At 32.4% G+C, this 24,476-nt stretch carries 16 protein-coding genes; 4 read left to right on the forward strand and 12 right to left on the reverse strand.

Features of this window, described 5'->3' with window-relative positions:
- Positions 1 to 84 precede the first annotated feature (84 nt).
- Complete coding sequence (locus tag ACFE0M_RS04505; RefSeq protein ID WP_434544550.1) at positions 85 to 1,017, forward strand: sulfotransferase family protein; 933 nt, start codon at positions 85 to 87, stop codon at positions 1,015 to 1,017.
- 2 nt (positions 1,018 to 1,019) lie between these two features.
- Here ACFE0M_RS04505 and ACFE0M_RS04510 read toward each other — a convergent pair whose 3' ends face one another.
- Positions 1,020 to 2,090: an endonuclease/exonuclease/phosphatase family protein gene (locus ACFE0M_RS04510; protein ID WP_434544551.1), complete on the reverse strand. Its 1,071-nt coding sequence runs from the start codon at positions 2,088 to 2,090 to the stop codon at positions 1,020 to 1,022.
- 127 nt (positions 2,091 to 2,217) lie between these two features.
- Here ACFE0M_RS04510 and ACFE0M_RS04515 point away from each other — a divergent pair, with 127 nt between their 5' ends.
- Complete coding sequence (locus tag ACFE0M_RS04515; protein WP_434544552.1) at positions 2,218 to 3,993, forward strand: choice-of-anchor Q domain-containing protein; 1,776 nt, start codon at positions 2,218 to 2,220, stop codon at positions 3,991 to 3,993.
- Positions 3,994 to 4,000: 7 nt separating this feature from the next.
- On the opposite strand, the gene ACFE0M_RS04520 is transcribed toward ACFE0M_RS04515, so the two are convergent.
- From ACFE0M_RS04520 to ACFE0M_RS04550, 7 genes are all read right to left on the reverse strand, one after another.
- Complete coding sequence (locus tag ACFE0M_RS04520; protein ID WP_434544553.1) at positions 4,001 to 4,918, reverse strand: hypothetical protein; 918 nt, start codon at positions 4,916 to 4,918, stop codon at positions 4,001 to 4,003.
- Between the two features lie 5 nt (positions 4,919 to 4,923).
- Positions 4,924 to 6,372: an MBOAT family O-acyltransferase gene (locus tag ACFE0M_RS04525; RefSeq protein ID WP_434544554.1), complete on the reverse strand. Its 1,449-nt coding sequence runs from the start codon at positions 6,370 to 6,372 to the stop codon at positions 4,924 to 4,926.
- Between the two features lie 32 nt (positions 6,373 to 6,404).
- Complete coding sequence (locus ACFE0M_RS04530; RefSeq protein ID WP_434544555.1) at positions 6,405 to 7,217, reverse strand: FkbM family methyltransferase; 813 nt, start codon at positions 7,215 to 7,217, stop codon at positions 6,405 to 6,407.
- A 12-nt stretch (positions 7,218 to 7,229) separates the two neighbouring features.
- The gene (locus tag ACFE0M_RS04535) at positions 7,230 to 8,048 is read right to left on the reverse strand and encodes a 2OG-Fe(II) oxygenase (protein ID WP_434544556.1); all 819 of its coding nucleotides are present in this window, start codon (positions 8,046 to 8,048) and stop codon (positions 7,230 to 7,232) included.
- 19 nt (positions 8,049 to 8,067) lie between these two features.
- Entirely contained in the window at positions 8,068 to 8,766 is a 699-nt protein-coding gene (locus ACFE0M_RS04540; RefSeq protein ID WP_434544557.1) for a TolC family protein, read from the reverse strand.
- A gap of 59 nt (positions 8,767 to 8,825) precedes the next feature.
- Complete coding sequence (locus tag ACFE0M_RS04545; RefSeq protein WP_434544558.1) at positions 8,826 to 9,635, reverse strand: glycosyltransferase; 810 nt, start codon at positions 9,633 to 9,635, stop codon at positions 8,826 to 8,828.
- A gap of 356 nt (positions 9,636 to 9,991) precedes the next feature.
- Entirely contained in the window at positions 9,992 to 11,302 is a 1,311-nt protein-coding gene (locus ACFE0M_RS04550) for an oligosaccharide flippase family protein (RefSeq protein ID WP_434544559.1), read from the reverse strand.
- Between the two features lie 91 nt (positions 11,303 to 11,393).
- Here ACFE0M_RS04550 and ACFE0M_RS04555 point away from each other — a divergent pair, with 91 nt between their 5' ends.
- Positions 11,394 to 12,416: an acyltransferase family protein gene (locus tag ACFE0M_RS04555; protein ID WP_434544560.1), complete on the forward strand. Its 1,023-nt coding sequence runs from the start codon at positions 11,394 to 11,396 to the stop codon at positions 12,414 to 12,416.
- Here the strand turns inward: ACFE0M_RS04555 and ACFE0M_RS04560 are convergent.
- The 4 genes from ACFE0M_RS04560 to ACFE0M_RS04575 are packed head-to-tail and all read right to left on the reverse strand — an operon-like array spanning position 12,413 to position 22,915.
- Positions 12,413 to 14,575 carry an exopolysaccharide transport family protein gene (locus tag ACFE0M_RS04560; RefSeq protein ID WP_434544562.1) on the reverse strand — a complete coding sequence of 721 codons (2,163 nt, stop codon included), beginning with the start codon at positions 14,573 to 14,575 and terminating at the stop codon, positions 12,413 to 12,415. The genes ACFE0M_RS04555 and ACFE0M_RS04560 overlap by 4 nt on opposite strands.
- A 15-nt stretch (positions 14,576 to 14,590) precedes the next feature.
- Positions 14,591 to 15,844: a hypothetical protein gene (locus tag ACFE0M_RS04565; protein WP_434544563.1), complete on the reverse strand. Its 1,254-nt coding sequence runs from the start codon at positions 15,842 to 15,844 to the stop codon at positions 14,591 to 14,593.
- Entirely contained in the window at positions 15,838 to 16,905 is a 1,068-nt protein-coding gene (locus ACFE0M_RS04570; RefSeq protein ID WP_434544564.1) for a PorP/SprF family type IX secretion system membrane protein, read from the reverse strand. Before ACFE0M_RS04570 ends, ACFE0M_RS04565 begins: the two co-directional genes overlap by 7 nt.
- Positions 16,862 to 22,915 carry an MBG domain-containing protein gene (locus ACFE0M_RS04575; protein WP_434544565.1) on the reverse strand — a complete coding sequence of 2,018 codons (6,054 nt, stop codon included), beginning with the start codon at positions 22,913 to 22,915 and terminating at the stop codon, positions 16,862 to 16,864. Before ACFE0M_RS04575 ends, ACFE0M_RS04570 begins: the two co-directional genes overlap by 44 nt.
- 187 nt (positions 22,916 to 23,102) lie before the next feature.
- Here ACFE0M_RS04575 and ACFE0M_RS04580 point away from each other — a divergent pair, with 187 nt between their 5' ends.
- Entirely contained in the window at positions 23,103 to 24,278 is a 1,176-nt protein-coding gene (locus ACFE0M_RS04580; protein WP_434544566.1) for a glycosyltransferase family 2 protein, read from the forward strand.
- Positions 24,279 to 24,476 lie beyond the last annotated feature (198 nt).

The following is a 24,476-nucleotide window of genomic DNA, read 5'->3' on the forward strand; positions in this document are numbered from 1 at the left end:
CAGTGGGGTAAAGATATAAATATACCTTTTAACCTCCGATAGCTTTTCTATATTTGTATGAAATAAATTTTTAATTAGATTAAAATGAGAAACGAAATTGGTCAAAACCTACCAGATTTTTTAATTATTGGAGCGGGAAAGTCCGGAACTACTTCATTGGACTATTATTTAAATCAACATCCCGAGGTTTATATGGCCACAGTTAAGGAACCAAATTTTTTAGCTTATGTAGAACATGATTTTGCTGATATTTCGGATTATGAGACAATTCAGCATTACAAAGGCTCAATTACCTCTTACAATGAGTATTTGGAATTATTCCGTGCGGCAAAGAATAATCAAGTTATTGGGGAAATTTCAAATACTACAATGTATATGCCTCACGCAATTAGTGCAATAAAGAAGTATTTACAAGAGGTTAAGTTGATTGCAATTCTCAGACAACCTGCAGAGCGATTATTTTCCCGATATTCTCATTTACTTAGAGTGGGTAAGGTTCCTACTGATTCATTTGAAAAAGAGGTTTTTAATAAAGATTCAATTTGGTGGAAAAGAGCCGATTTGGTTCAAGAAGGATTTTACGCTAAGCACTTACTGCCATTTTATAATAATTTTGACAACTCAAATATTAAGGTATTACTTTTTGAAGATTTGGTTAAAGACACAAATGCTACAATGAAGGAGATTGTAAAGTTTTTAGAAATAAAGGAATTTAATTTTGAAACCGATACTCAATTTAATCAATCAGGAAAGATAAAAAATGAATCAATTAATAAATTAGTAGGTCATGAGAGTGTTATTATGAAATTCTTGAAAAGAAGTTTTCCTAATAATTATAATAATATAAAGAATAATAAAATCTTAAAAAAGACAGTTGAAAAACTGAGAGCAAAGAATATTGATAAAGTAAAGTTGAACAATGAATTAAAAAATAAGATTACCTCAGATATTTATCAGGAAGATATTTTAGACTTACAGAAATTACTTAAAAAAGATTTGTCACACTGGTTAACTTGATTTTATTTAATTTTGAAAGTGCCTATTATAGGTTTATGTTCTGAATGTTCTAAATCTGTCAATGTATTAAAATCTATTATTTCAATTGCAGGAGTGTAGAACATATGGTCAATTCTTACACCTACTCCAGGAATTTTAAACGGAAAAGTTATACCTAGTCCATTACCTTTTTCTTCAAAACTGTTATTCATTAATGATTTAATAGATTTATATAAATAGGAGTATTGTGTTTCATTAAAATCACCTACTAATATTACTTTATATGGACAGTTCTTAATATATGACATTATATCTTCTAATTGATTAATTCTTTCAACAGTTGCAGTTGTATAAGCGCTATAGAATGGCTTAATAAATTCTATCCATGATTTACTTCCCTTGTTTAATTCCATAGACGTAAGGTGTACATTAATAAGTCTAATGGTATCCTTCTCTGAAATTTTCAAATCTGTAAGAATTGCCCCATTATATTCTCTATTTGATTCAGCTATAATGTCACTATTAATTATTGGGTACTTTGAAAAAGTTATTAGACCTCTATTTAAACCATTGTCATGACGGGGTTTGGATTTTAAAAAATAATGATAACCTAATTTTTCAAATCTTTCTATTGAATTATAAATTGTGGAATTTTCATCATTAAAGAACTCTTGTAGGCACATTACATCTGGACTTTCTTTATGAGCAAATTGTCTTATTAACTGAACTTCTTTGTTTTTACTTGAGTCAAAGTAATCTTTTTTGAATACTTTTTTTACTGAAAAAAAGCTCACATTATAACTTAAGATTTTTATGTTCTCCTGCTCAATTTTAGAGGATTCAAAATTTAAGAAATAGCTCTTATTTAGTGCGAATGAAGCAATTGAGATTCCAGCTATATATAGCCACTTTTTGGAATAATTAATAATAATTAAAATTAAGAAATAGAATAAAATAAATATGGCTACAAAAGGTAAGAAGACAGACGATAGATTGCCAATTGGTATATTATATGGGTTAATAAACGAGGATATAAAAAGCAATATAAACAATAATAGTAGTAAAAAATTTACATAAAAGAATATATTTTTCATATATTTATATACAAATTAGAAATGAATGAAGCAATAAATTAAATTAAATTATTTTTATTAAGCCACATTTTTCTTTTAAGATTCAATACAAATCTGGTAATGTTTTGTTTTACTTAAATGTACCACTATGAAACCCTCTAAGTTACTCTTTACTTCAATTTGTTTTTTCTTGATTACTACAATGGTTTATGCGCAAGATTGTGGTTGTGATCATACTATTAGCCCAAGTGATGGTTTGTTAGTTTTAGAATCGTCTGATTTTGATTATGAACCTGGTGACGTGTTCTGTTTTGAGGCTGGCAATTATGATGCAATTCGTTTAATTGGGTTTAAAGGTACTGCTGAAAATCCTTTAATATTTAAAAATTGTGGAGGTTTGGTTGATATAGTAGCTACCACATACTCTGGCATATCTTTTAGACAGTCTGAATTCATTCACTTAACAGGTACAGGGGATGAATCTGAAAAATATGGAATAAAGATTAGTGAAATTAAAAGTAAAGGTCAGGTCGGACTTGGAGTGTCAGATTTAAGTTCTGATTTTGAGATAGATCATTTGGAGATTGCCAACGCAGGTTTTGCTGGTATATCAGCTAAAACTGATCCAAAATGCGACAGACCAGAAACATGGCGTGAAAATTATACATTTAAAAACCTTCATATTCATGATAATTATATTCATAATTCAGGCGGGGAAGGCATGTATATAGGGGCTACCTTTGGATATGAAACTTCAGCTTTAGAATGTGATGGTATTGAAAGGTTTGCTCATCTTCTTGAGAATGTAAAAGTCCATGATAACCTATTGGAAGACACTGGTTGGGATGGTATGCAATTTTCTCTTTGTCAAGGTAATGTCGAGATTTATAATAATACAATAAATGGATATGGAACCAAAGGGGAGACAGCCCAGTTTGATGGAATGGGTATTGGAGGCGGAACTGGAGGGCGAATATATAATAATAAGATAATACAAAAAGAAGAGTATGCAGTGGAAGGACAAAGAGGAATCACATGTATTAGCCCATTGTCAGGTACCATTTTTTTTAATAATATTATTGTTAATCCAGGAGAATATGGAATTTGGATGCATATAAGAATGACTGATGCGGTTGTAGATTTAGAAAAGTCTTATTCTTTTATTAATAATACTATTATTTCTCCGGGAAAAGCTTCAAATGGTATGTACGGCCGAGGAATCTATTTTAACACTTGTATTCCTAATGGGGGGGGGTGTAGAGATTACATTGAAAGTAATTTTATTAACAATTTAATTATTAACCCAGGGAGTGACTATGAAAATAGTGGGTTTTGGAAAGGGGCTGAAGAATCTTTTATTGACTTTTCTGTGAAAGAACTAAGGGATGCAGCTAATAAACAAAATAATATATTTGCAAGGGATGGGGAATCAGCTGTGGATTATTTAGTTTCTGATGTGAAATTCAGAAATATGGATAATAATGATTTTCGTCTTTTAGAGGGTTCTGTTGCCATTGATGTAGGAATGGATGTTTCTGATTTTGGAGTGATATTTGATTTTGAAAAAGGGGAGCGACCAACTGGTGAGGGTTTTGATATAGGAGCTTATGAGTATGGCTCAGTCGTAACTACAGGTTTGCTGGAACCAATCAACACCAAGAAAAACTTGATCTCAAATTTATATCCAAACCCTGTATCAGACTTGCTTACATTAGAAATCATATTGGATCGATCGAGTAAAGTAGATGTGGAATTATATAGCATACGTGGAGAACTTATTAAGAAATTAAATACAGGGAATTACGTTGCTGGAAGTCATCTTTTGAAATGGAATATTAAGGATATTGAAGCTGAGCCTGGACAATATATTATGATTGTTAAAACAGAAAAAATATACGATCATATAAATGTTATTTTGGAATAATTCATTGTTAATTAATTATAGTTTTAAGATCTTTAATTAACTGGGTGGTGCGAAAATCCATTCCTTCCTTTGTTAAATGTAAAGGTGAATTAAAGCATAAACTGTCTGCCATTTTATATTTTTCAGGGTTCCCGATTATTGATAAACTGGTCTTATTTAATTCTTTTTCTACTTTTTTTATTTGTTCATATATATTATTAAATGAAGTGGATTGAATTCCGGGATATACTATATATAATTCAGCACTTTTAGCTTTTATATTTTTTTCGAATTCTAAAATTTCATTTATTGTATTGTGGTTGAAAGATTTTTTTGTTCTAACAAAAGGTGTGAAATTTTGTGGTTCTTCTCCCCAATGTGAATAGGTGTCTCCAAATTTATTGAAAGAATTCACACCGTAAAATTTATCTTCCTCTACATTAAAATATTCACTTGGTTTTAATTTTGTTAAGCAATATTTAGGAAAGTATCTTATGATATTGATCCATTGTTTTGATCCCAGTTTTAATGCTTCTCTTTTATCAACATCAAGGACTGTTCTTAAGAGTTCTGTTCGTCCATATGCGAATGTGCCAAAAAAGTGTGCATATTCAGGTGACATTATGATTAAGTCATTCTTTCTAATGTAGGGTAAGGTATTGTCCATCATATAAACAAGACCTAAAGAGGCATGAATACCTGTATTAATTGGATTTAATTCTAATGAATCCTTTATCATGGCGCTATTTATACCATAATTTATATTTGAACCCCCAATGAAAATTATTCGAGGACTTTCCACATTTTCAAGCAGAGAGTCTTTTTTAATTTTAGCAAAGAGTAATGATTTTGAAGCTCTGGGGGTCGTTGGGATGAAAATACCAATCAATAAAACTAGTAGAATAAGAGATAAAAATTTGATAATTTCTTTTATAAAATATTTCATTTTCTCTAGAATTGAAAATAAATAAAATCTTGTTGAGCTCCAGAATATACCAATATTATTGCAATTATTGTGTAATACACTCCCCATCTGACAGGTCTATACCATTTATTGAATATTTTTTCAATAGCAAATTCATTTTCTCTTCCTAACCATTCTATCAATATGAAAACTATTATAATAGGAATTAGACTAAAATTTAAATTAAGGGTCTGAAATTGAATTGGCTCAAAGATGGAAACAGAAAATATCGTACTTAGATAATTAATTGCATGGGAAACATTTTCAGCTCTAAAAAATATCCATGCTATTACCGTAAGCGAAAATGTTAGTAGCATTTGTCCAAATTCTTTATATTTTGGTATAAACCTGCCTTGTGCAATTACGTCTAGATTATTTCTGTTTTTCTTTGATATCAATAGTGGTAAGAAATAAATTGCATTTAACGCGCCCCAAATAATAAATGTCCAGTTAGCACCGTGCCAGAAACCACTCACTATAAAAATTATGAATGTATTTCTGATTTTATTCAATTTACCACCCTTACTTCCACCTAATGGAATGTAAAGGTAATCTCTGAACCATGTAGAAAGAGAAATATGCCATCTTCGCCAGAACTCAGCTATATCACGTGAAAAATAAGGAAAGGCAAAATTTTTCATTAGATTGAACCCAAATAATCGGGATAGACCAATGGCAATATCGGAATATCCTGAAAAGTCTCCATAGATTTGAAAAGTAAAAAATAGAGCACCAATTAATAATGTACTTCCATTATAATCTGTAGAATTATTAAATATTTCATTTGCTATTTCTGCACAATTATCCGCAATCACAATTTTTTTAAAAAAACCCCAGAGCATTTGTCTAAGACCATATATTGCTTCAGTTTTATTAAATTTCCTTGGTTTATTGAATTGAGGGAGTAAATGTTTGGCTCTTTCAATAGGTCCTGCTACTAATTGAGGGAAAAAGGAAACAAAAGCTGAAAAAGCTATGAAATTTTTTGAGGGAATCAACTTGCCTTTATAAACATCTATAGAATAACTTAAGGTTTGAAAAGTGTAAAAACTGATCCCAACAGGTAATATTATATTTAAAAAACCTATGTTTATATTTTGTCCAAAGAATGAGAAAGCATCTTGAATATTTTCTAAGAAAAAATTATAATATTTGAAGGTGCCTAATAAACCTAGATTTACGATTATACTAGTCCACAATAAAAGTTTTTTCCTTAATTTATTATTAGTTTTATAAATACCTAAGCCTACAAAAAAATCAACAAAGGAACTAAATGCTACCAAAGAAAGGAACCTCCAATCCCACCATCCATAAAAGACATAACTTGCTAAAAGGATGAGTAGATTTTGAAATTTTAATCTCTTTGTTCCAATTAACCAATAAATAGTAAAAACTAAGGGTAGAAAGATTGCAAAATCAATTGAATTAAATAGCATTTTTCTCCTATTTTGCTAAGGTTAAATGATAATTAAGAAGATTTTTTGGTTGCCATCATATTATACTCATCAAGATGTTTAAATTCAAAGTTGCCTAACTTTAAAAGCTTATTTTTTATCTCATCAGCTCCAGAAAAACTATGTTCGTATATTACTCTTAAGTTTTTTATTCGCTCAATGAATTTATGTCCACCGTTGAGAACATCTACTTCCATACCTTCAACGTCCATCTTCAATATTATTCTTTTTTCGCTGTTAATCTCGCTTTCAGGTAAAATGTTATTTAATTCTTTTATTTTAATCTTTTCACCAGAAATATTATTATTTCTATTAATATGGCTACTACCTGTTACCGAATCCATTACTTCAAATAATACTTCTTCTTCTTTTTCTCCTAAACCATAAGGGTAGGTTTTCACCTTATTCTTTACATTGTTTAAGTTGATATTTTCTTCAAGTGCAATATAGTTCTTCGGAACGGGCTCAAAAGCATAACACTCTTTATTGTGTTGAGCTAACCAGACGCAATATTCTCCTATACAAGCACCAATATCAATAAAAACATCAAATGAGTTAATGTTTGTTTTAAGGTAATTTCTAATTTTTCGCTCATAAGCATAATTAATAAATTGAAAGTCGGTAGTTCCTTCTCGAATTAAAAAATTTCCTAATCTTGATTTAGCAATTCTTTGTTTTTTTTCAGCGGAACCCATCAAAACCAACCGGAATGAAGATTTTATTGAAGCCCAGTCATTATATTTCGCAAATTCAATAAGATATCTAAAATATTGAAAGTATTTATTGGCTGCAAAAGCACTAGGGTAGTAGGCATCATCCTTTTTCATTTCTTATAGTAGTTAGTTCTTTTTAAATGCTTTTAATAGAATAGGTGGTATAAAATCTTTTATGAGCTCCTTTGTGCTTTGTTTTTTTGCAAATTTCTGTGCTTCCTCATCTTCTTTTCGATATTTAAAGATGGTACGGTGTTCTTCTAGTCCTTCTTCAATTTCTTCTTTAGGCCTTCCATTTGTGTAATAATAAAGTGCTAAAGATTTCCTATTTCTATCTGGTGGACAAGTCAATGGGTTAGGGTGACCATGGTAAGAATCACTTGTGGTACTAAACATTGCCATTCGGTTGAACAGTGGCAAAATTTTCTTTTCACAATTTTCCATATTCTTATCCCAAAGTTCAAAATGACCACCATAAGATTCTTCCCAATCTTTGTTAAGATAGATCAATACATTTAATCTTCTATCCAATCCTAAAAATCTATTCTTATTAAAGTCTGCATGAACTTTTAATAATCCTCCAGGTTGAATTTGATGACAGCCAGCACCCTCAAAATATGGATCCGGAATAAGTTTTTCAATACCAGTAAGAGCAGATAAAAATTCAAGAAATGGTTGTGAATTTAAAAAATGCATAAAAAGTTTAGTGTTTTCACCAAATCTGGCCTCTCCTTTTGATGCTAATTTTTTTTCATTTGGGTTGTCAAATTTTAGATCAGGTTTGCCACTCATATCAGGAAACTCATCCAATACTTTATTTAAGAAATCTTCATTAAAGAAATCATCAAAATAAATATTTGGAAAAGGTTTAGCGCTACTATATTCTTTAGCGTATTCATTTCCAATTTCAGCAAGATTTCTATATTTATTATTTATAAATTCCATAAACTGGTTATTAAAAAGATTATTCTACTTCTTCTAATGGGATGCCAATTAGCATTTCCAATTCAAGTTTTGCATTTTCAAAATTATTTGTGGCTATTATTTTGGCTTCTAATTCTTTATTATAGGCCTTGGTTGCGGTTCTATATTCTTCAATTGTGCTAGTTCCGTTTTCAAATTTCTCTTCTTCTGTTAAATAATTTGTATATTCATTTTCTGTAATTTCATTTTTAAGTTTTAGTATTTTTTCAGCCATTAAATAATTTTGATACGCCTTTAATACCTCATTTCTTACGGTCAGCTTTTGATTTTTAATAGCTAAGTCAGTTTTTTGATGTTCTAATTTAGCAATTTTGGTATTATTACTTGTTTCTAGGATGATTCCCAATGGAATTGTTACACCGAAATTATATCTTGGGAAGAAATTATTAATTTGTGGATCTGGATTTATGGTAAATTCATTCAAATTACCTCTTGCCGATACTTGGTTCAACCAAGTCCATTTCGCTAAGGATACATTTCTAGCTGCTATTTCTTTATCTTTTTTCACTGCTAAATTAGAAGGATGATTTTGCCAGGCAATCTGAACCAGCTTTTCTCCCATCTTATCTGTAGTCGCTTCCTCTGGTAAAATGACCTTGTTATAATCTATATTCTGGGAATAAATAGTCATGGAAATGAAAAAGCTAGTAATAAAAATAATTGTACTTCTTGTATTCATATATTAGGTTAAAAATATAATTAAATATATAATAAAATATTCTTTCTTTAATGTTTTTGTTAAATTAAATGTAGAAACTTTTGAATTCGGTTCGCCCATGAATTGTCGGATGCAATTTGAATTCTTTTCTTGATAATACCATCGTCCTGATATGTGAGTGCTTCTTCCATTTTATTTAGAAAATCATTATAATCTGAACCTGTCCATACTACTTCATTAAACTCTGGTAAACTAGCAAAATCTGTTTTTACTACTGGTTTGCCCATCGATAAATATTCATTTATTTTTAGTGGGTAGATATTTTTTGTAAATTCTGTTTTAAGAAACGGTATGAGACATAAATCAAAATTTAATAATTCTTTAGGCAACTGCCTATATTGTACTGGTCCTATTAACTCAATATTTGGTAGATTTCGTATTAAGTCTAACAATTCAGGATAAACAACTCTACCTATTAACCGGAAAATAAAATTAGGTCTTTTAGATGCAAGGAATGCTATTAGTTCGTAATCAATTCTTTCATCTAAACTTCCAATATAACCTACTATTGGCTTTGAATTCTTTTTTGTTTTATCCATCTGACTGTTAAATAACTCAAAGTCCACTCCGTTTTCTATTATTTCAACACGATTGTGATGTTTTGCTTTTTCCTTTTGTAAGGAGCTTGAACTAGTAATTACCAAATCTGCTATTTTAAGGAATTCTTTTTCAATTTTAGCCCCATGTTTTTTTGCCCAAGGTGAGCCACTTATTTCATCATAACAGTAATAAATAATTTTTTCATTTTGAAATATATTTCGGCTGTATAAGCCATAAAAAGGATTGTAAGCATTAATAATAGTTGGGGTATTAAAACCTAATTTTTCCATTGATTTTTCTATCGAATTTCTAATTAAGAAAGTATTCAGTTTTAATCCCTTCTTAAAAAGTGAATAATTATTGAGCCAGTTAACCGGAATTACAGGAGGAAGGGATAATACATAGACTGAAGAATCAAATTCAGTTTCAATCTTTTCAATTCTATTTTTCAAACCAAGAATTCTTTTCCATTCAATTATTTTTTTTCCAAGAAAGCAATCAATTAGATCTTTAAAAGTATATTGATAATCAATGTATAATACCTGATGATTTTTTGCGAGTCTTCCTATAATTTGGGTAGTGCTTTTAGCAAAGTTCCCCCTGTAAGCAGTGAATGCCATACAAATAATAGGTGGGGTAGTGTTTGTCATTTGTTTTTAATTTTTGAAAGTAAATTGAAAATATCTTTATAGAACAGGAAAGTATTGAAGACTATTCTTTTTATAGAAGAATTGATCATTCTTTTTAAAATAATTTGAGAAGCAATAAATCCTATGAAATAGGATAATAAAGTAGCGTAAGCTGCGCCAAGTATTCCTATATTAGAAATAAATAGATAATTCATTAAGAGGTTGAAGATTGATAGACTTAAAACAAAATAAAAGTTAAAATGCGGTTTTTCCAAAGTATTCATCATGGTACCAAACTGCTTCATGAATGGTAATAGCACAATCGATAAGATTGCAACTTTTAATACATTGATGGAATCGAGATATTTAGAACCAGCTAAAATTTCAATTATCAATTCGGGGAAAGCCCAAATAATTAAAATTACCGGTATCATAGGAACTAAAGTGGCACCCACTGCTTTTTCGTATAAAATTCTTACTGCGTCATTGCCACTTTTTGATTGAGCATCTACACTTTTAGGATATAATATGTCTGCAATTGCAACGGATGGAATAATGAAAATATTTGTAATTCGTGATGCAGCATTATAAACGGCAACCGAAGCTGTTGATACAATTCCACCAATCAGTAAATGATCAGTTGTAGTTAATCCTGAATTACTCACATTTGTTAAAAAACCATATTTACCAAATGACCACTGCTTTTTGACCCATTCTTTTTTTATTTTTAATGTCATACTCAAATATTTCCGAGCAAACTTAAAAGAAATAATAGTGCCAATTAAAATTCCGAAAGCTTGTGCAACTACCAGATGTCTCGGATTTACATTAATGTCCAGTAAAATAATGGTAGTGAGAATAGTTAAAAAAAAGAGACCTTGTTTGGTTAAATAACCATAAAACACCCCTTTGAAATTCATATTTGATTGCTGAATGTATTCAAAATGTGAGAATGGGATCATGAAAATTGCTGAAATTGTATATAAATATAACATATCAGTCAGCAATGGGGTGTTCAATGCATTTGCAATAGTGGAAGCAAATATGATTAATAAACTAGTAGTTATAATAGTGTATATTGTATTAATAAGAAGAGAAGAGGCTCTTATACTTTCATGCTGGCTTTTTTCTTCAGAATTATAGAACCTCACAATTGCTCCTTTGATAAGACCATTTCTTGCAACTTCAAGTGTTGTGACCATATTTAAGAATAATGCCCATGCACCCATTTCATATTCGGATAAGGACCTAATAATTATCAAAAAGCTTCCTACTCCAAATAAGGGTACTGAAAGTCTTTGAGAAATTGTAAAAAATCCTGACTTCACCCAGTAATTATGTTTTAAATTCCGCAATAATATTTAAATTTAAATTTGAAATATAAGAATACTAATAAAATCTGATTAGAGATAATATAAATTGAAAAACTCGATAAAAACAAAAAACACAAAATTAGAATGGGTTAATTACGCCAAAGGAATCGCTATCATTTTAGTAGTATATCGGCATATTTTAATTGGTATTGAAAGGTCTGGTATTGATGTACAGATATGGCTAAAAACAGCAAATGAAATAGTATATAGCTTTAGGATGCCTTTATTTTTTGTTTTGTCAGGTATTTTTGTAGCTAAAAGTATTGCAAAAAGACAAGGAAATGAATTTTTGAAGACCAAATTTAATACTATATTTTATCCATATCTTATTTGGGGAGTTATACAAATAAGTATTCAAATTATACTTTCAAACTACACAAATGCCAATAGGGATTTATTGGACTTTCTTTACTTGTTAATTCACCCTAGAGCTATAGATCAACTTTGGTACCTGTATGCATTATTCAACAGTTCTATCTTATTTTTCTTATTTTATCAAAAGTTAAAATTGAATAAATTTTGGTTACTTATTATTGGTATTGCTTTATATGGGTTGTCAGTATTTGTAAAAGAATATAGTTTAATCCATGATATTTTTTATTACTTTATTTTCTTCGTTTTAGGACACGTAACAAGTGAAATATTATTGAATAGGGATAATTATAAATTTTTCTATTCTTTTAAACCATTTTTAATTTTGACACCTTTTTTTTGGTTCTCTCAGTGGTATTGGTTAAATAATCAAGAACTAAATATTTTCTTATTCGGACTTATAGCAATTCTGGGAACATTTTATGTCTTTACAATTTCTTTTCTATTAACTAAAACCAATAAATTAAATTTCCTGAGTATTGTAGGTGAACATTCTCTTTATATCTATTTAATGCATTTATTGGTTGTTTCGGCTATAAGATTATTTTTTACAAGTGTTTTAAATATTTATGAACCAGCGGTAATATTAATAGTTGGTTGGTTATCTGGAGTAATCATTCCTATAATGATATATAAATATCTAGTTAAATTGAAAATTACTTTTCTTTTTGAATTCCCCGCTAATAACAAAAGCTAAACGTTCATATTATCCTTTTCAATTTTATTAAGAATAGCACCACAATTTTTGTTTTTTAGTGATTTTATAAAATCAATCGATTCATAATCAGTAGTTTTTAAAATAGATTCTGCTGAAAAGATAGTAATTATTCCTTCTACAAAACTGGATATTTCTCTACTGTCAGAATAACGATTAAGGCATGCACCTTCTATAAAAATAAAGTCATATTTATCTTTTAAAGTGTTCAGTAAAACAGATATTTTATTCATCTCAAATATTTCAGAAGGTGTGTAATTACCTCCCATACATCCAATAATATCAACACCGTTGATTCTTGTTTTAGTTACTGTTATATTTATTTTATCACTTTTAGGATTTAGTATTTTTTCAATGTGGGTATTAGCACCAAATTTTCTGGTTAATATATTATTTGAGAAATTAAAATCAATCATTAATACACTATGTCCGCTGGTACTTAAGGCAAGACTTAAAGATTCAATTATTACTGATTTACCTTCACTTGGTTTTAAACTGGTAACCAAATAAATTTTCCTCTTTTGATTCTCAATTTGAAATCTTATTTTTCTCAAGCTCTCTCTAAAGACACTTTTGCTTTTGTCTAATCCATCGGTTGGTGTCTTAAATAAATGAACTAATGATTGTTTCTTTAAAGGTATTGTATTTAAAAACCCTATTAATTGCAGATCTACTTTCTTTTTAAAGTTTGATACATCTTTTATAGATACATCAATATATTCTAAGAAAATTATGACTAAAACACATAGAATAAAAGTGCTTGCTCCAGATAACCCCGTTATTATTAGTCTTTTAGATGGTTCGGGTTCGGATGGTGGTAAACCGATTAAAATTTGATTAATTGAGTTCCTTGATGCGAGAGAGACATCTAGTGATTTATTATATTTTTCTTGGGCATTTTTATAATCTTCACTTGCAACATCTACTTCTCTTTGTAATGCAGAAATTTGAGCCTCTTTTGTTGCATAGCCTCCTACATTTCTTCTAAGACGATAGATGTTACCTTTAATAGCGTCAATATTTTGCTGTGATATCAGTTTGTTTACCTCTAAATCATTCTTTCGGTCATTTAAACGCTTCAATTCATCAGAATTATTTGTTTTTGAAGATGCAGCTATTATTAATCTTTGTTGTTCAGTTCTTAATTCATTTAAAGAATCAAGAAGTTTTGGATTATTAGATCCAGTTGAAATATATTTTTGATTGAGTAAGGATATTTTTTTCTTCAGGTCAACTATATTAGAGTTGCTTGTACTTAGCGAACCACCAGCTCTTCTAATCTGTGCATCCACATCTTCAAGTTGCAAAGTATATGTTCTTAGTTTTCGTTGTTCATCGTCAAGACTGGTTTCCAATTCAGATAACTGTGAAATTTTACTCTCACTTTCTGCAGAAAAATTAAGCAAGCTATTATTTGATTTGAATTGTCTTAATTTCTCTGACTTTTCCTCTAATTCAGCCTTTTTCTGTTCAACAAGTTTTTTAAAAGTGGATACTGATTCGGTAGATCTATCTGACAGGACTGTTTGGTTATATCTTAAAAATTCAGAACATAATGTGTTTACCATAAAAGCCGAAAGAAATGGATCTTCAGAATATGCATTTACTGATACATAATCTGTATTTCGAATTCTAGATATATTGATATCATCATTTATTTCATCAAAATCGTATTCATAAGCTTCTAATAGTTTTTTAAGACGTTGATCTGTTTCAATATATGTATTAATGGGAGCTAAAGAATCTAATTTTGCCTGGGCAATAATTAACATGTTATCCAAATTCATTCCATTAAGAACTGGATCTTCTTCTTTTTTCGCATCAATACTTCTAAATGCTTTTGATGGATTTTGTAGGTCATGAATCAATAATCTATAAGATAACAGTGACATTACCCTAGATGAATTCATTGTTTCAATTAAATTATTGAATTTTACATCTGCTTCATATAAATTAAACCTTTCTGCAGTTATTTGTACCTCATCAGATATGGTGAAGCCTGTGGATAATTGAGCAGTAGATCGATATGTTTTTTTAAAATCTAAGGTAAACAGAAAGGCTGTAATTCCAGCTACAATAGGTATTCCAATGAGTAACCATTTCCTTTTAAGAAGTACTTTTATAATCGTTATTAAGTCCATACTTTTATTTTAACCTTATTCTTTATTTCTGTAAAAGTATAATAAAATTTTATCATCTATTGAATTTGATAGATTGCTTTTGATTTCAGTCTCAATTCTATTAGGAGATATTCCATTATTTTGTAGATATATTGATGCTTTCTTTTGTCTTGTGTTGGTTAAAGCAGATGACCCATTTCCGATAAGTAGAATTGAAATATCATATTTTTTCTTCAAGTTATTCGCAATGAAAAATAGTAATTCTGATGAATTTGACTTGATATTATCAGTGTTTTCTTCAAAGTAAATCAACGAATCAATCTGAAAACCGAATATATTTAAAACCTCATTTTTATCTAATATATTTTTTTCATTATATACCAGGAAATTTTCTCTAATACTAGGGTCTAAGTTTTTGCCAAACCTCACTCCATAAACATCGCTCAACTCCCCCTCTCTATTGCTACTAAAAAAAGCAATACTATCTCCATATTCACTATAATAACCATCAAAAGCTGCAGAATTTATTTGATCGCCTAAATTTTGGGGCTTGCTCCACACTGTCCAACTGTTATATAGCCTTTCTGCCATAAAGATATCCATATCCCCATATCCGCCATGACCTTTGCTAGCAAAGAATAGGGTCTTTTTATCTGCAGTTAAAAAAGGGGATATTTCTGATTCCGAGGTATTAATGGTGGTACCTAAATTTACAGGCGCTGTCCAATTGCCTTGATTATTTTTTGTGCTTACATATAAATCTTCTTTTCCATAATTATTGGAAGATTTCATTGAAATAAGAATAACACTATAATCTGGGCTTACATACATCCCCTGATATCCGCTTTTTGGGATTCCAGGCAATGATAAATTTTCAGGTTTTGTCCAATTGTTATTGATGTTTTTTACAAAACGAATTCCTTTCTCCGGATCTTTCGGATTGTTTTGATAAATAATTTTTTCATTAGGATTTATGCCAATTATAAAATTATTGCGTTTATCATTCCAATTCCTTAAATCATTTGTTGGTATCGCCCAAGTTTGGCTTTCATTATCGTATATGCTTAACCAAATGTCTGAACCGCTGTATTTACCCCCTTTGTTTAATTCATGGAATACCCTTGCAAAGAACAAACTGTCACCACTAGGGCTCAATAGTGGCAGTATCTCCTCTGCTTCCGTATTAATTTGCTCAGATAGTTTCTCTAATGATTCAACTTGTTTTTGAGCAAAAATTTGAATACTGAATAAATATAAACCTAAAAAATAAAAGAAAGAATGTCTTACCATGTATATGGAGTAGATGAATTTTTATTGTTAAACAAAAAGCTTAAGCTCACTTCATGCACACCATTGGAGAATTCTTGGATAAATCCCGTATAGTAATCATAGGAATAATGAACGAAAAAATTTCCCGGAACATTCACCCCGAATAATCCAGCCCATTTTAATTGGTGATGCATTCCCATACCGATATAAATTAATTCTTTATATTTTAATCTTAGTGAAGATTTATATTGTCCTCCAGTGGTGGCAAAGTAATTGATTTCTGCATTAGGCAAAAGGCTCAATTCCGAATTTAAGTTCCATTTATATCCGGCCATTAAACTGAAATTCAAACCATCGTTCATATAGGCGGCCATTTCATTTTCCTGAAAAGACTGTGTGAAAAGGGAATTAGCCACAAAGCTAAAATATAATTTATTGCTATAATAGGCTAAAGATAAATCCATTTGGACATTGGATTGTCTTCCTGCATCAGAATTCATCAATCTTTGATATAATTCATCATTGGCCTTGTCACGAACATTTAAATTATTAAAGCCAATTGTATTCTGTTGAAATTTCATTGCGCTTCCTAAACTTAAATTGAAGGCATTATTTACTGGAATATGATAAGCGTAAAATCCTTTTATTTCTGTTCTATCCAAAGGGCCAAGTTGAATTGAGTTGAGTTGTAGCCCTATACCTTGTTTTCTTCTGGCCACTTTTGAATTATAAAATTCTTCTGCTTTTTCAGGATTACTTAGGGCAAAGGAAGAGTTGTTAATGTTTTCTCCTTTTGCTTTTTTGATTGGATAAAATAATCCTGCTTGTACATAACCAGATTGATTTCCATAACCATTTAATGCTTGGCGATACATAATGTCTGCAGACAGATTATTTTGTATTCCTGCCATTGCGGGGCTTTGCCATTCAATAGCATGAAACAATTGTGTTCTAGACAATATGTCTTGTGATTGCAAAGTTTCAATTATGCAAAAATATACCATTAAAAATAGAATAATGGCTTTATATATATTGAATTTATCTAAGGATCGTAACATCTCCTTCATATTTTCTTCTGCCATTATTTAATTTAATTAGATAGAAATAAGTCCCTGCTGGAAGTTCTTGCTGATTGAAATTTCCATCCCATTCACATTCATTTGTGGTGCAATGGAAAACTCGAACTCCTTGTGTATTGAATACTGAAATATTCACTTGTTCAAATGCTTCTAAATTTGGAAAATCCCAGGAATCATTAACCTGGTCTCCATTTGGAGTAAAGGCATTTACAAAATCCAATTCAGGTAAAACATTGGCTAACTGAACCTCCCTTGAAATTTCCTCGCTTCTATTCTCACCGTCACCAATGCTAAAGCTTATATTTTTTAGCGATATATCATCTGATAAGGAATTTATATTTTGATAAGTTACAGACCTCAGAATAAAATCATAGTCCGATTTTGGAGCGTTACCAGTAATCAATAGTAAACCAGAACTTTGATTAAATTCAAATGTTATTTCATTATTACTGTTCGCGATTAAAAAAAGCCGATCCTCTGAAGGATTGTAATTTTTGGTGATTTGAACCCAAGCTGTATCCATAGTCAAATCATCTATATCGGAAACTGTCATGGTTTCTGTAATAGTAATTGGTTCTGAGCCTTGTATGAATTCTAATGTTGTATTTTCAATATTCGATAAAATGGGTTTGTCGTTAACAGTATCAATTTCTACTAAAATATTGGCCAGTTCCGAATATACAAAACCATCACTTGCGGACCATTCCAGATTGATATTCCCGAAAAAATCCTGTGGAGGAATATATTGTAAATTAAAATCATCTTCAAAATCAATGGTCTCCCCGGTTGATATTTCTATTCCATTTAATTGAATTCGGCCTCTGTTGAAAAATATTTTGATTGCCTCTATATCATCACCCTCAGGGTCAGTGTAATTTTCTGTAAAATCACTATTTACAAAATGGTAAGGAATATCTTCATCCGTTTTGACGCCAAAGTCAGTAACTATTGGTGGGTCATTAATCTTTAATAGATATGATTGAGTATTGCTTGCATTTTGCAAATCAGTGACGGTTATGGAAATTTCTTCACTTGTGGCATTTTCCGGCACCTGTCCTTCTAAAGTTGCAGTTTGATCTCCCTTATTTATTAAATTTAACCATTCTGGCCCATTTGTTAGTGTGAAAGTTAATTCGTCATTTGGATCGGCATCAATAGCTGTAATTTGATATTGATAAAACTCATTTGGCAAGGTTCTTTCTACTGGCGTGGAAGTTATTTCGGGGACATCATTTATAGGAGTAACTTCAATTTGAAAAGAAATTTCTGTAAAATTGATTGAGCTTGGGCCACTATCTTCCACTTTGATTGTAATTTGAGCAATGCCAAAAGAATCAGGTAGAATTTGATATTTCAAAATGGCTTCTGCATTAGGAGATTCATATTCAATATGTAGTTCTTGAAAAAGATCAGGGGAATCAGTTGAGGCTTTAATGGTTATTTCTTGATTATTTTCCCCTCCATCTGATATACCTGTCAGGTTAATGGTATATTCTTCATCCGAATCTTCTAAAATAGCTTCAGGATTGTCAATAGGATCAATGGTAGGCGGGAGATTTTCCAGTTGGACATTTATATTAAATGATTGGGTGTCTGTTGCCCCATCATTATCTGTAGCATTTATTTCTACTTCAAAAGGGCTATTTTCAACATCTTCAAAAACAGGAGTTCCGCTTAGTAAATTTTCATTGTCAAAGTTTAGCCAATCTGGTTTCTTAAGGATGGTAATCTCAACATTATCATTTAAATCAATATCCTCTGTTTCAATTCTGTATTCATAAAGCTGATTTTGAATCGCAATTGTATCTGGAATTGAGACGATAGTTGGAGGGTCATTCACATTTTCGACTTCAATAGTGAAATTTTGGGTGGCTTTTAAGCCAAAAAAATCTTCAACTTCCATGCTTACCTCATGCTCTCCTACTTCACTATTACCAGGTGAGCCTGCTAAAATCAAACTTTCTTCATTGAAATCAAGCCATTCTGGCAAATTTAAAGCAGTTACTTTTAAGGAATCGCCCTCTGCATCTTCTACTGCAATTTGATATTCATAATCTATGTCCTGTGTGGCCTCAGAAATAGGAGCTGATTTGAAATATGGAGCCGTATTGGGGAAATCTATATTTATAGTAAAACTTTGATAGGTAGTGTCTTGTCTTAAATCCACAGCTATTAATTCTACTTCTTGCGAGCTGTTTCGGTCATTATTGGTGGGTGTGCCTTGTAATGTGGCATTTCCTTGAGGCAATGCTTCAGTTGAAAATGAAAGCCAAGAAGGTTTTTTAACAACATAAATTGAAACTTCATCATCTTGATCGATATCTTGAGTTGTAATATTGTAAGTATAAGGCTGGTCAACCTCCGCTTCAATTAAAGGTGAACTTGTGAAAATTGGAGGATCATTTACGTCAATAATTGTTATATCAAAAAATTGATTGGCTGAATTGCCTTCACCGTCAGTTACACCAATTGCAATTCCATAAGTGCCAACCAAATCATTATTGGTTGATCCAGACAAAACAGCCGATCCGTCACCATTATCAATTAGTTCTAACCACGATGGTAATGTTATGATATTTGAAATAGTTAATATATCATCCTGATCATAGTCCGTGGCAGTAATATTATACTGATATTCTTCATCTTGTAAGACTTCGGTTATGGGTTCGCTTGTAAAAAATGGAGGGTCTTGCACTGGTGTTACTTCCATTTCAAAGCTGTCCTCAATAAATAAACCATTACTATCTGTACATCTAATGGTGATGGTGCTTATACCATTTGCATTAGGTTTAAAGCTCAATTCTATTATGTTATCCGTTAATTTAATGCTGGAAAATAATGAAGGCTTTGAATTTTCAGTCACACTAAATGTTAATTCTGAATCCTCATCTTCTACATCATTGAAGTAATTTAATAAATTCAGCTGAATTGGATTGCTGTCTTCCGCAACTTCCTGATTTGGAATACCGCTTGTAGTTGGAGCATTATTGATTATTAATTGAGTTGTTAGTTCTCCTTTGTAATTATCTTCTACTATAGTTACTTCTATAGTATAAATACCAGCAATGGAAGGAGGATTATTACTACCATCATAAGTAATATTAAAGTTCAGGTTTTCAGGCTGCGTGATAACGGTCACTTCTTTTGGGCTACCGTCAAAGTTTTGAAGTGTATCCATGATTTGAATATCAGCAACCGCCTTTTCCACCTCAAAACTTTGGCTTACAGTTGGGGCAGTTTCATAATTGACATCTCCGATTTGACTAGCTTCAATAGTTACTAATCCCGTTCCAGTAATAGTTACAGTATTCCCAGAAAGGGTGGCAGGTCCCGAAGCTACGGCAAAGCTGACAGGCAGTCCGCTGTCACTACTTGCGGAAAGTTCAAAGTCCGCATCCCCGTAAACCTTGTCTGAGATAGGGCTAAAAGTGATGGTCTGATTGGCCTTTGCAATGTTTAGATTACCGTCATTATAATCGAAACTGTAGTTATCGGAGACGCCACCGGAGACCGATATAGCATAAACCCCGGCATCACTGCTAGCATCTGCCATAGTGGAGGCCACTGGTGCAGTATTTAAATCCGAGGCATCCTCGTTCTTGACAAAACCCGAGTAGGAAATGGTCAGGGAAGGAATAGCATCCCCGTAAACGATGTTTTGGTCATCAGCGGTAACGGACAATAATGCCTTTGTTACCTCAAAACTTTGGCTTACAGTTGGGGCAGTTTCATAATTGACATCCCCGATTTGACTAGCCTCAATAGTTACTAATCCCGTTCCGGTAATGGTGACGGTATTCCCGGAAAGGGTGGCAGGTCCCGAAGCTACGGCAAAGCTGACAGGCAGTCCGCTGTCACTACTTGCGGAAAGTTCAAAGTCCGCATCCCCGTAAACCTTGTCTGAGATAGGGCTAAAAGTGATGGTCTGATTGGCCTTTGCAATGTTTAGATTACCGTCATTATAATCGAAACTGTAGTTATCGGAGACGCCACCGGAGACCGATATAGCATAAACCCCGGCATCACTGCTAGCATCTGCCATAGTGGAGGCCACTGGTGCAGTATTTAAATCCGAGGCATCCTCGTTCTTGACAAAACCCGAGTAGGAAATGGTCAGGGAAGGAATAGCATCCCCGTAAACGATGTTTTGGTCATCAGCGGTAACGGACAATAATGCCTTTGTTACCTCAAAACTTTGGCTTACAGTTGGGGCAGTTTCATAATTGACATCCCCGATTTGACTAGCCTCAATAGTTACTAATCCCGTTCCGGTAATGGTGACGGTATTCCCGGAAAGGGTGGCAGGTCCCGAAGCTACGGCAAAGCTGACAGGCAGTCCGCTGTCACTACTTGCGGAAAGTTCAAAGTCCGCATCCCCGTAAACCTTGTCTGAGATAGGGCTAAAAGTGATGGTCTGATTGGCCTTTGCAATGTTTAGATTACCGTCATTATAATCGAAACTGTAGTTATCGGAAAGTCCACCGGAGACCAAAATGACATAATTCCCAGCATCACTGCTTCCCTCTGCCGTAGTGGAGGCCACTGGTGCAGTATTTAAATCCGAGGCATCCTCGTTCTTGACAAAACCCGAGTAGGAAATCGTAAGGGAAGGAATGGGGTCCCCGTAAATGATGTTTTGGTCATCAGCGGTAACCGTAAGCAATGCCTTTGTTACCTCAAAACTTTGGCTTACAGTTGTGGCATTTTCATAATTGACATCCCCGATTTGACTAGCCTCAATAGTTACTAATCCCGTTCCGGTAATGTTGACGGTATTCCCGGAAAGGGTGGCAGGTCCCGAAGCCACGGCAAAGCTGACAGGCAGTCCGCTGTCACTACTTGCGGAAAGTGCAAAGTCCGCATCCCCGTAAACCTTATCAGCAATAGCATCGAAAGTGATTGTCTGATTGGCCTTTGCAATGTTTAGGTTCCCGTCATTATAATCGAAACTGTAGTTATCGGAAAGTCCACCGGAGACCGATATAGCATAAGCCCCGGCATCACTGCTAGCATCTGCCGTGGTGGAGGCCACTGGTGCAGTATTTAAATCCGAGGCATCCTCGTTGTTTACAAATCCCGAATAGGAAATCGTAAGGGAGGGGATGGCATCCCCGTAAATGATGTTTTGGTCATCAGCGGTAACGGACAGCAGTGCCTTTGTCACCTCAAAACTTTGGCTTACAGTTGTGGCAGTTTCATAATTGACATCCCCGATTTGACTAGCCTCAATAGTTACTAATCCCGTTCCGGTAATGGTGACGGTATTCTCGGAAAGGGTGGCAGGGCCAGAGGCTACAGCAAAGCTGACAGGCAGTCCGCTGTCACTACTTGCGGAAAGTACAAAGTCCGCATCCCCGTAAACCTTGTCTGAGATAGGGCTAAAAGTAATAGTCTGATTGGCCTTTGCAATGTTTAGGTTCCCGTCATTATAATCGAAACTGTAGTTATCGGAAAGTCCACCGGAGACCGATATAGCATAAGCCCCGACATCACTGCTAGCATCTGCCGTGGTGGAGGCCACTGGTGCAGTATTTAAATTCGAGGCATCCTCGCTGTTGACAAAACCCGAGTAGGAAATAGTCAAGGAAGGAATGGCATCCCCGTAAATGATGTTTTGGTCATTAGCGGTTACAGAAAGAGTTGCTTTACTTACTTCAATCGTGAAGCTTTGCGTTGCATTATTTGCTTCCATTTCTGTTTCATATACTTCTAAAACTATCGGAAAACTACCGGTTTCTGTTGGAGTTCCTTCCAATGAATATTCTCCTGGGCTTTCAATTAATAATACTCCATTTGGTAAACTACCAGATTGAATTCTCACATTTAATTCGTCAGCGTCAGCATCAAAAACTGTAATATCGTATTGATAAAAATTCCCATAAGTAGCTTCTGTAACAGGTGTGCTTTGAAATTCAGGGTTGCTTTGACCTGAGGTATAATTTATATTAAAAATGGCAAGTGCCGATAGATTTAATATAAAAAGGAATTGTTTGAAAATTCTAACTGAGAACATGAGAATACTTTACAATAACAAGTCGGAAAAATACAAAATATTAATTGTATTATTTTATATTGCGGTCAATTATCGATGAAAACATTACATTTTACTATGAATATATTGAATAAGTTTTCTAGAATAAAAATTAGCTAAAATAAAGATATAAAGTAGTTCAGTTTGTATTAAAAATAATAAAATCTAAATGGAATTCATTTTTTGGGCAGGAATTGGATTGATAACTTACACTTATTTAGGCTACCCTATTTTACTGTTTTTCTTAGTAAGAATTAAGCGACTTTTTGCTTCAAAGGATCGAGATTTCTTTTCGGAAGACGAATTACCAGAAGTGAGTTTGATCATAGCTTGTTATAATGAAGGAGAAATTTTAAGAGAAAAAATCAGCAATACGCTAAGACTTAAATATCCGTCTGAAAAACTTAATATTTGTTTTGTTACAGACGGCACCTCTGATGGAAGTGAGAAAATTGTCAATGAATATAAGGAATTACAGTTATTCCATTCAGAAGAACGGAAAGGTAAAAATGCGGCTATAAATAGGGTGCTTCCATTAATTAAATCCCCCATTTTAATTTTTTGTGATGCCAATACATTTTTAAATGAGGATGCCATCATAAATATTGTCAGGCATTACAAAAGCGATTTAGTTGGGGCCGTTGCAGGGGAAAAGAGAGTGATGATGAATGATGATAAAGATGTGGCAGGAAGTGGAGAAGGGGCTTATTGGAAATATGAATCGGCACTAAAAAAGTGGGATTCTGAACTTAATACTGTAGTAGGTGCTGCTGGAGAACTATTTTCTGTAAGACGAGAATTAATGCCTATTGTACCTGATGGTATTTTAATAGAAGATTTTTATGTGTCCATGAAAATTGCCCAATTGGGGTTCAAAGTTGTTTACGAACCAGAAGCTTATGCAATGGAAACGGGTTCAGAATCCATATCTGAAGAAAGAAAAAGGAAAGTGCGAATTGCTGCAGGAGGTATTCAATCTATTTTAATTTTCCTGCCATTACTCAACATCTTTAAATATGGTTGGCTAAGCTTTCAATATGTATCTCATCGAATGCTTAGGTGGTCGATTACCCCTTTAAGCTTATTGATAGTTTTTTTAATGAATATTTATTTAGCTGTTCAAATAGGAGGGGTTTATATTATTCTATTGGGACTCCAAATACTTTTCTATCTAATCTCATTAATTGGTGCCTATACGGAGGGTAAAGAAAAAGTGCCCAAAATTATATTAATACCTTTCTACTTTTCATTTATGAATCTTTCTGTTTACCAAGGTTTTTTCAGATTGATAAAGGGAAAACAATCAGCGGTTTGGGAAAAATCAAAAAGGAAAAAGGCTGGATAAAATTAAATAATTAGCCATCATTCTCAATTTTTCGAAACCTTAAAAGTGTTTGCCTAGTTCAACAACAGAAATGAACCTGCTACCTTTGACCGGACGGTAAGTTAAGCTTTAAATGCTAAATTTACTTACTATGAAAAGAGAAAGAAGAAAGTTTGACAAGGAGTTTAAAGAGATGACTGTAAACTTATGCTTATCTGG

Origin of the sequence: Marivirga sp. (assembly GCF_051117495.1) — a bacterium.
Classification (GTDB): Bacteria; Bacteroidota; Bacteroidia; order Cytophagales; family Cyclobacteriaceae; genus Marivirga.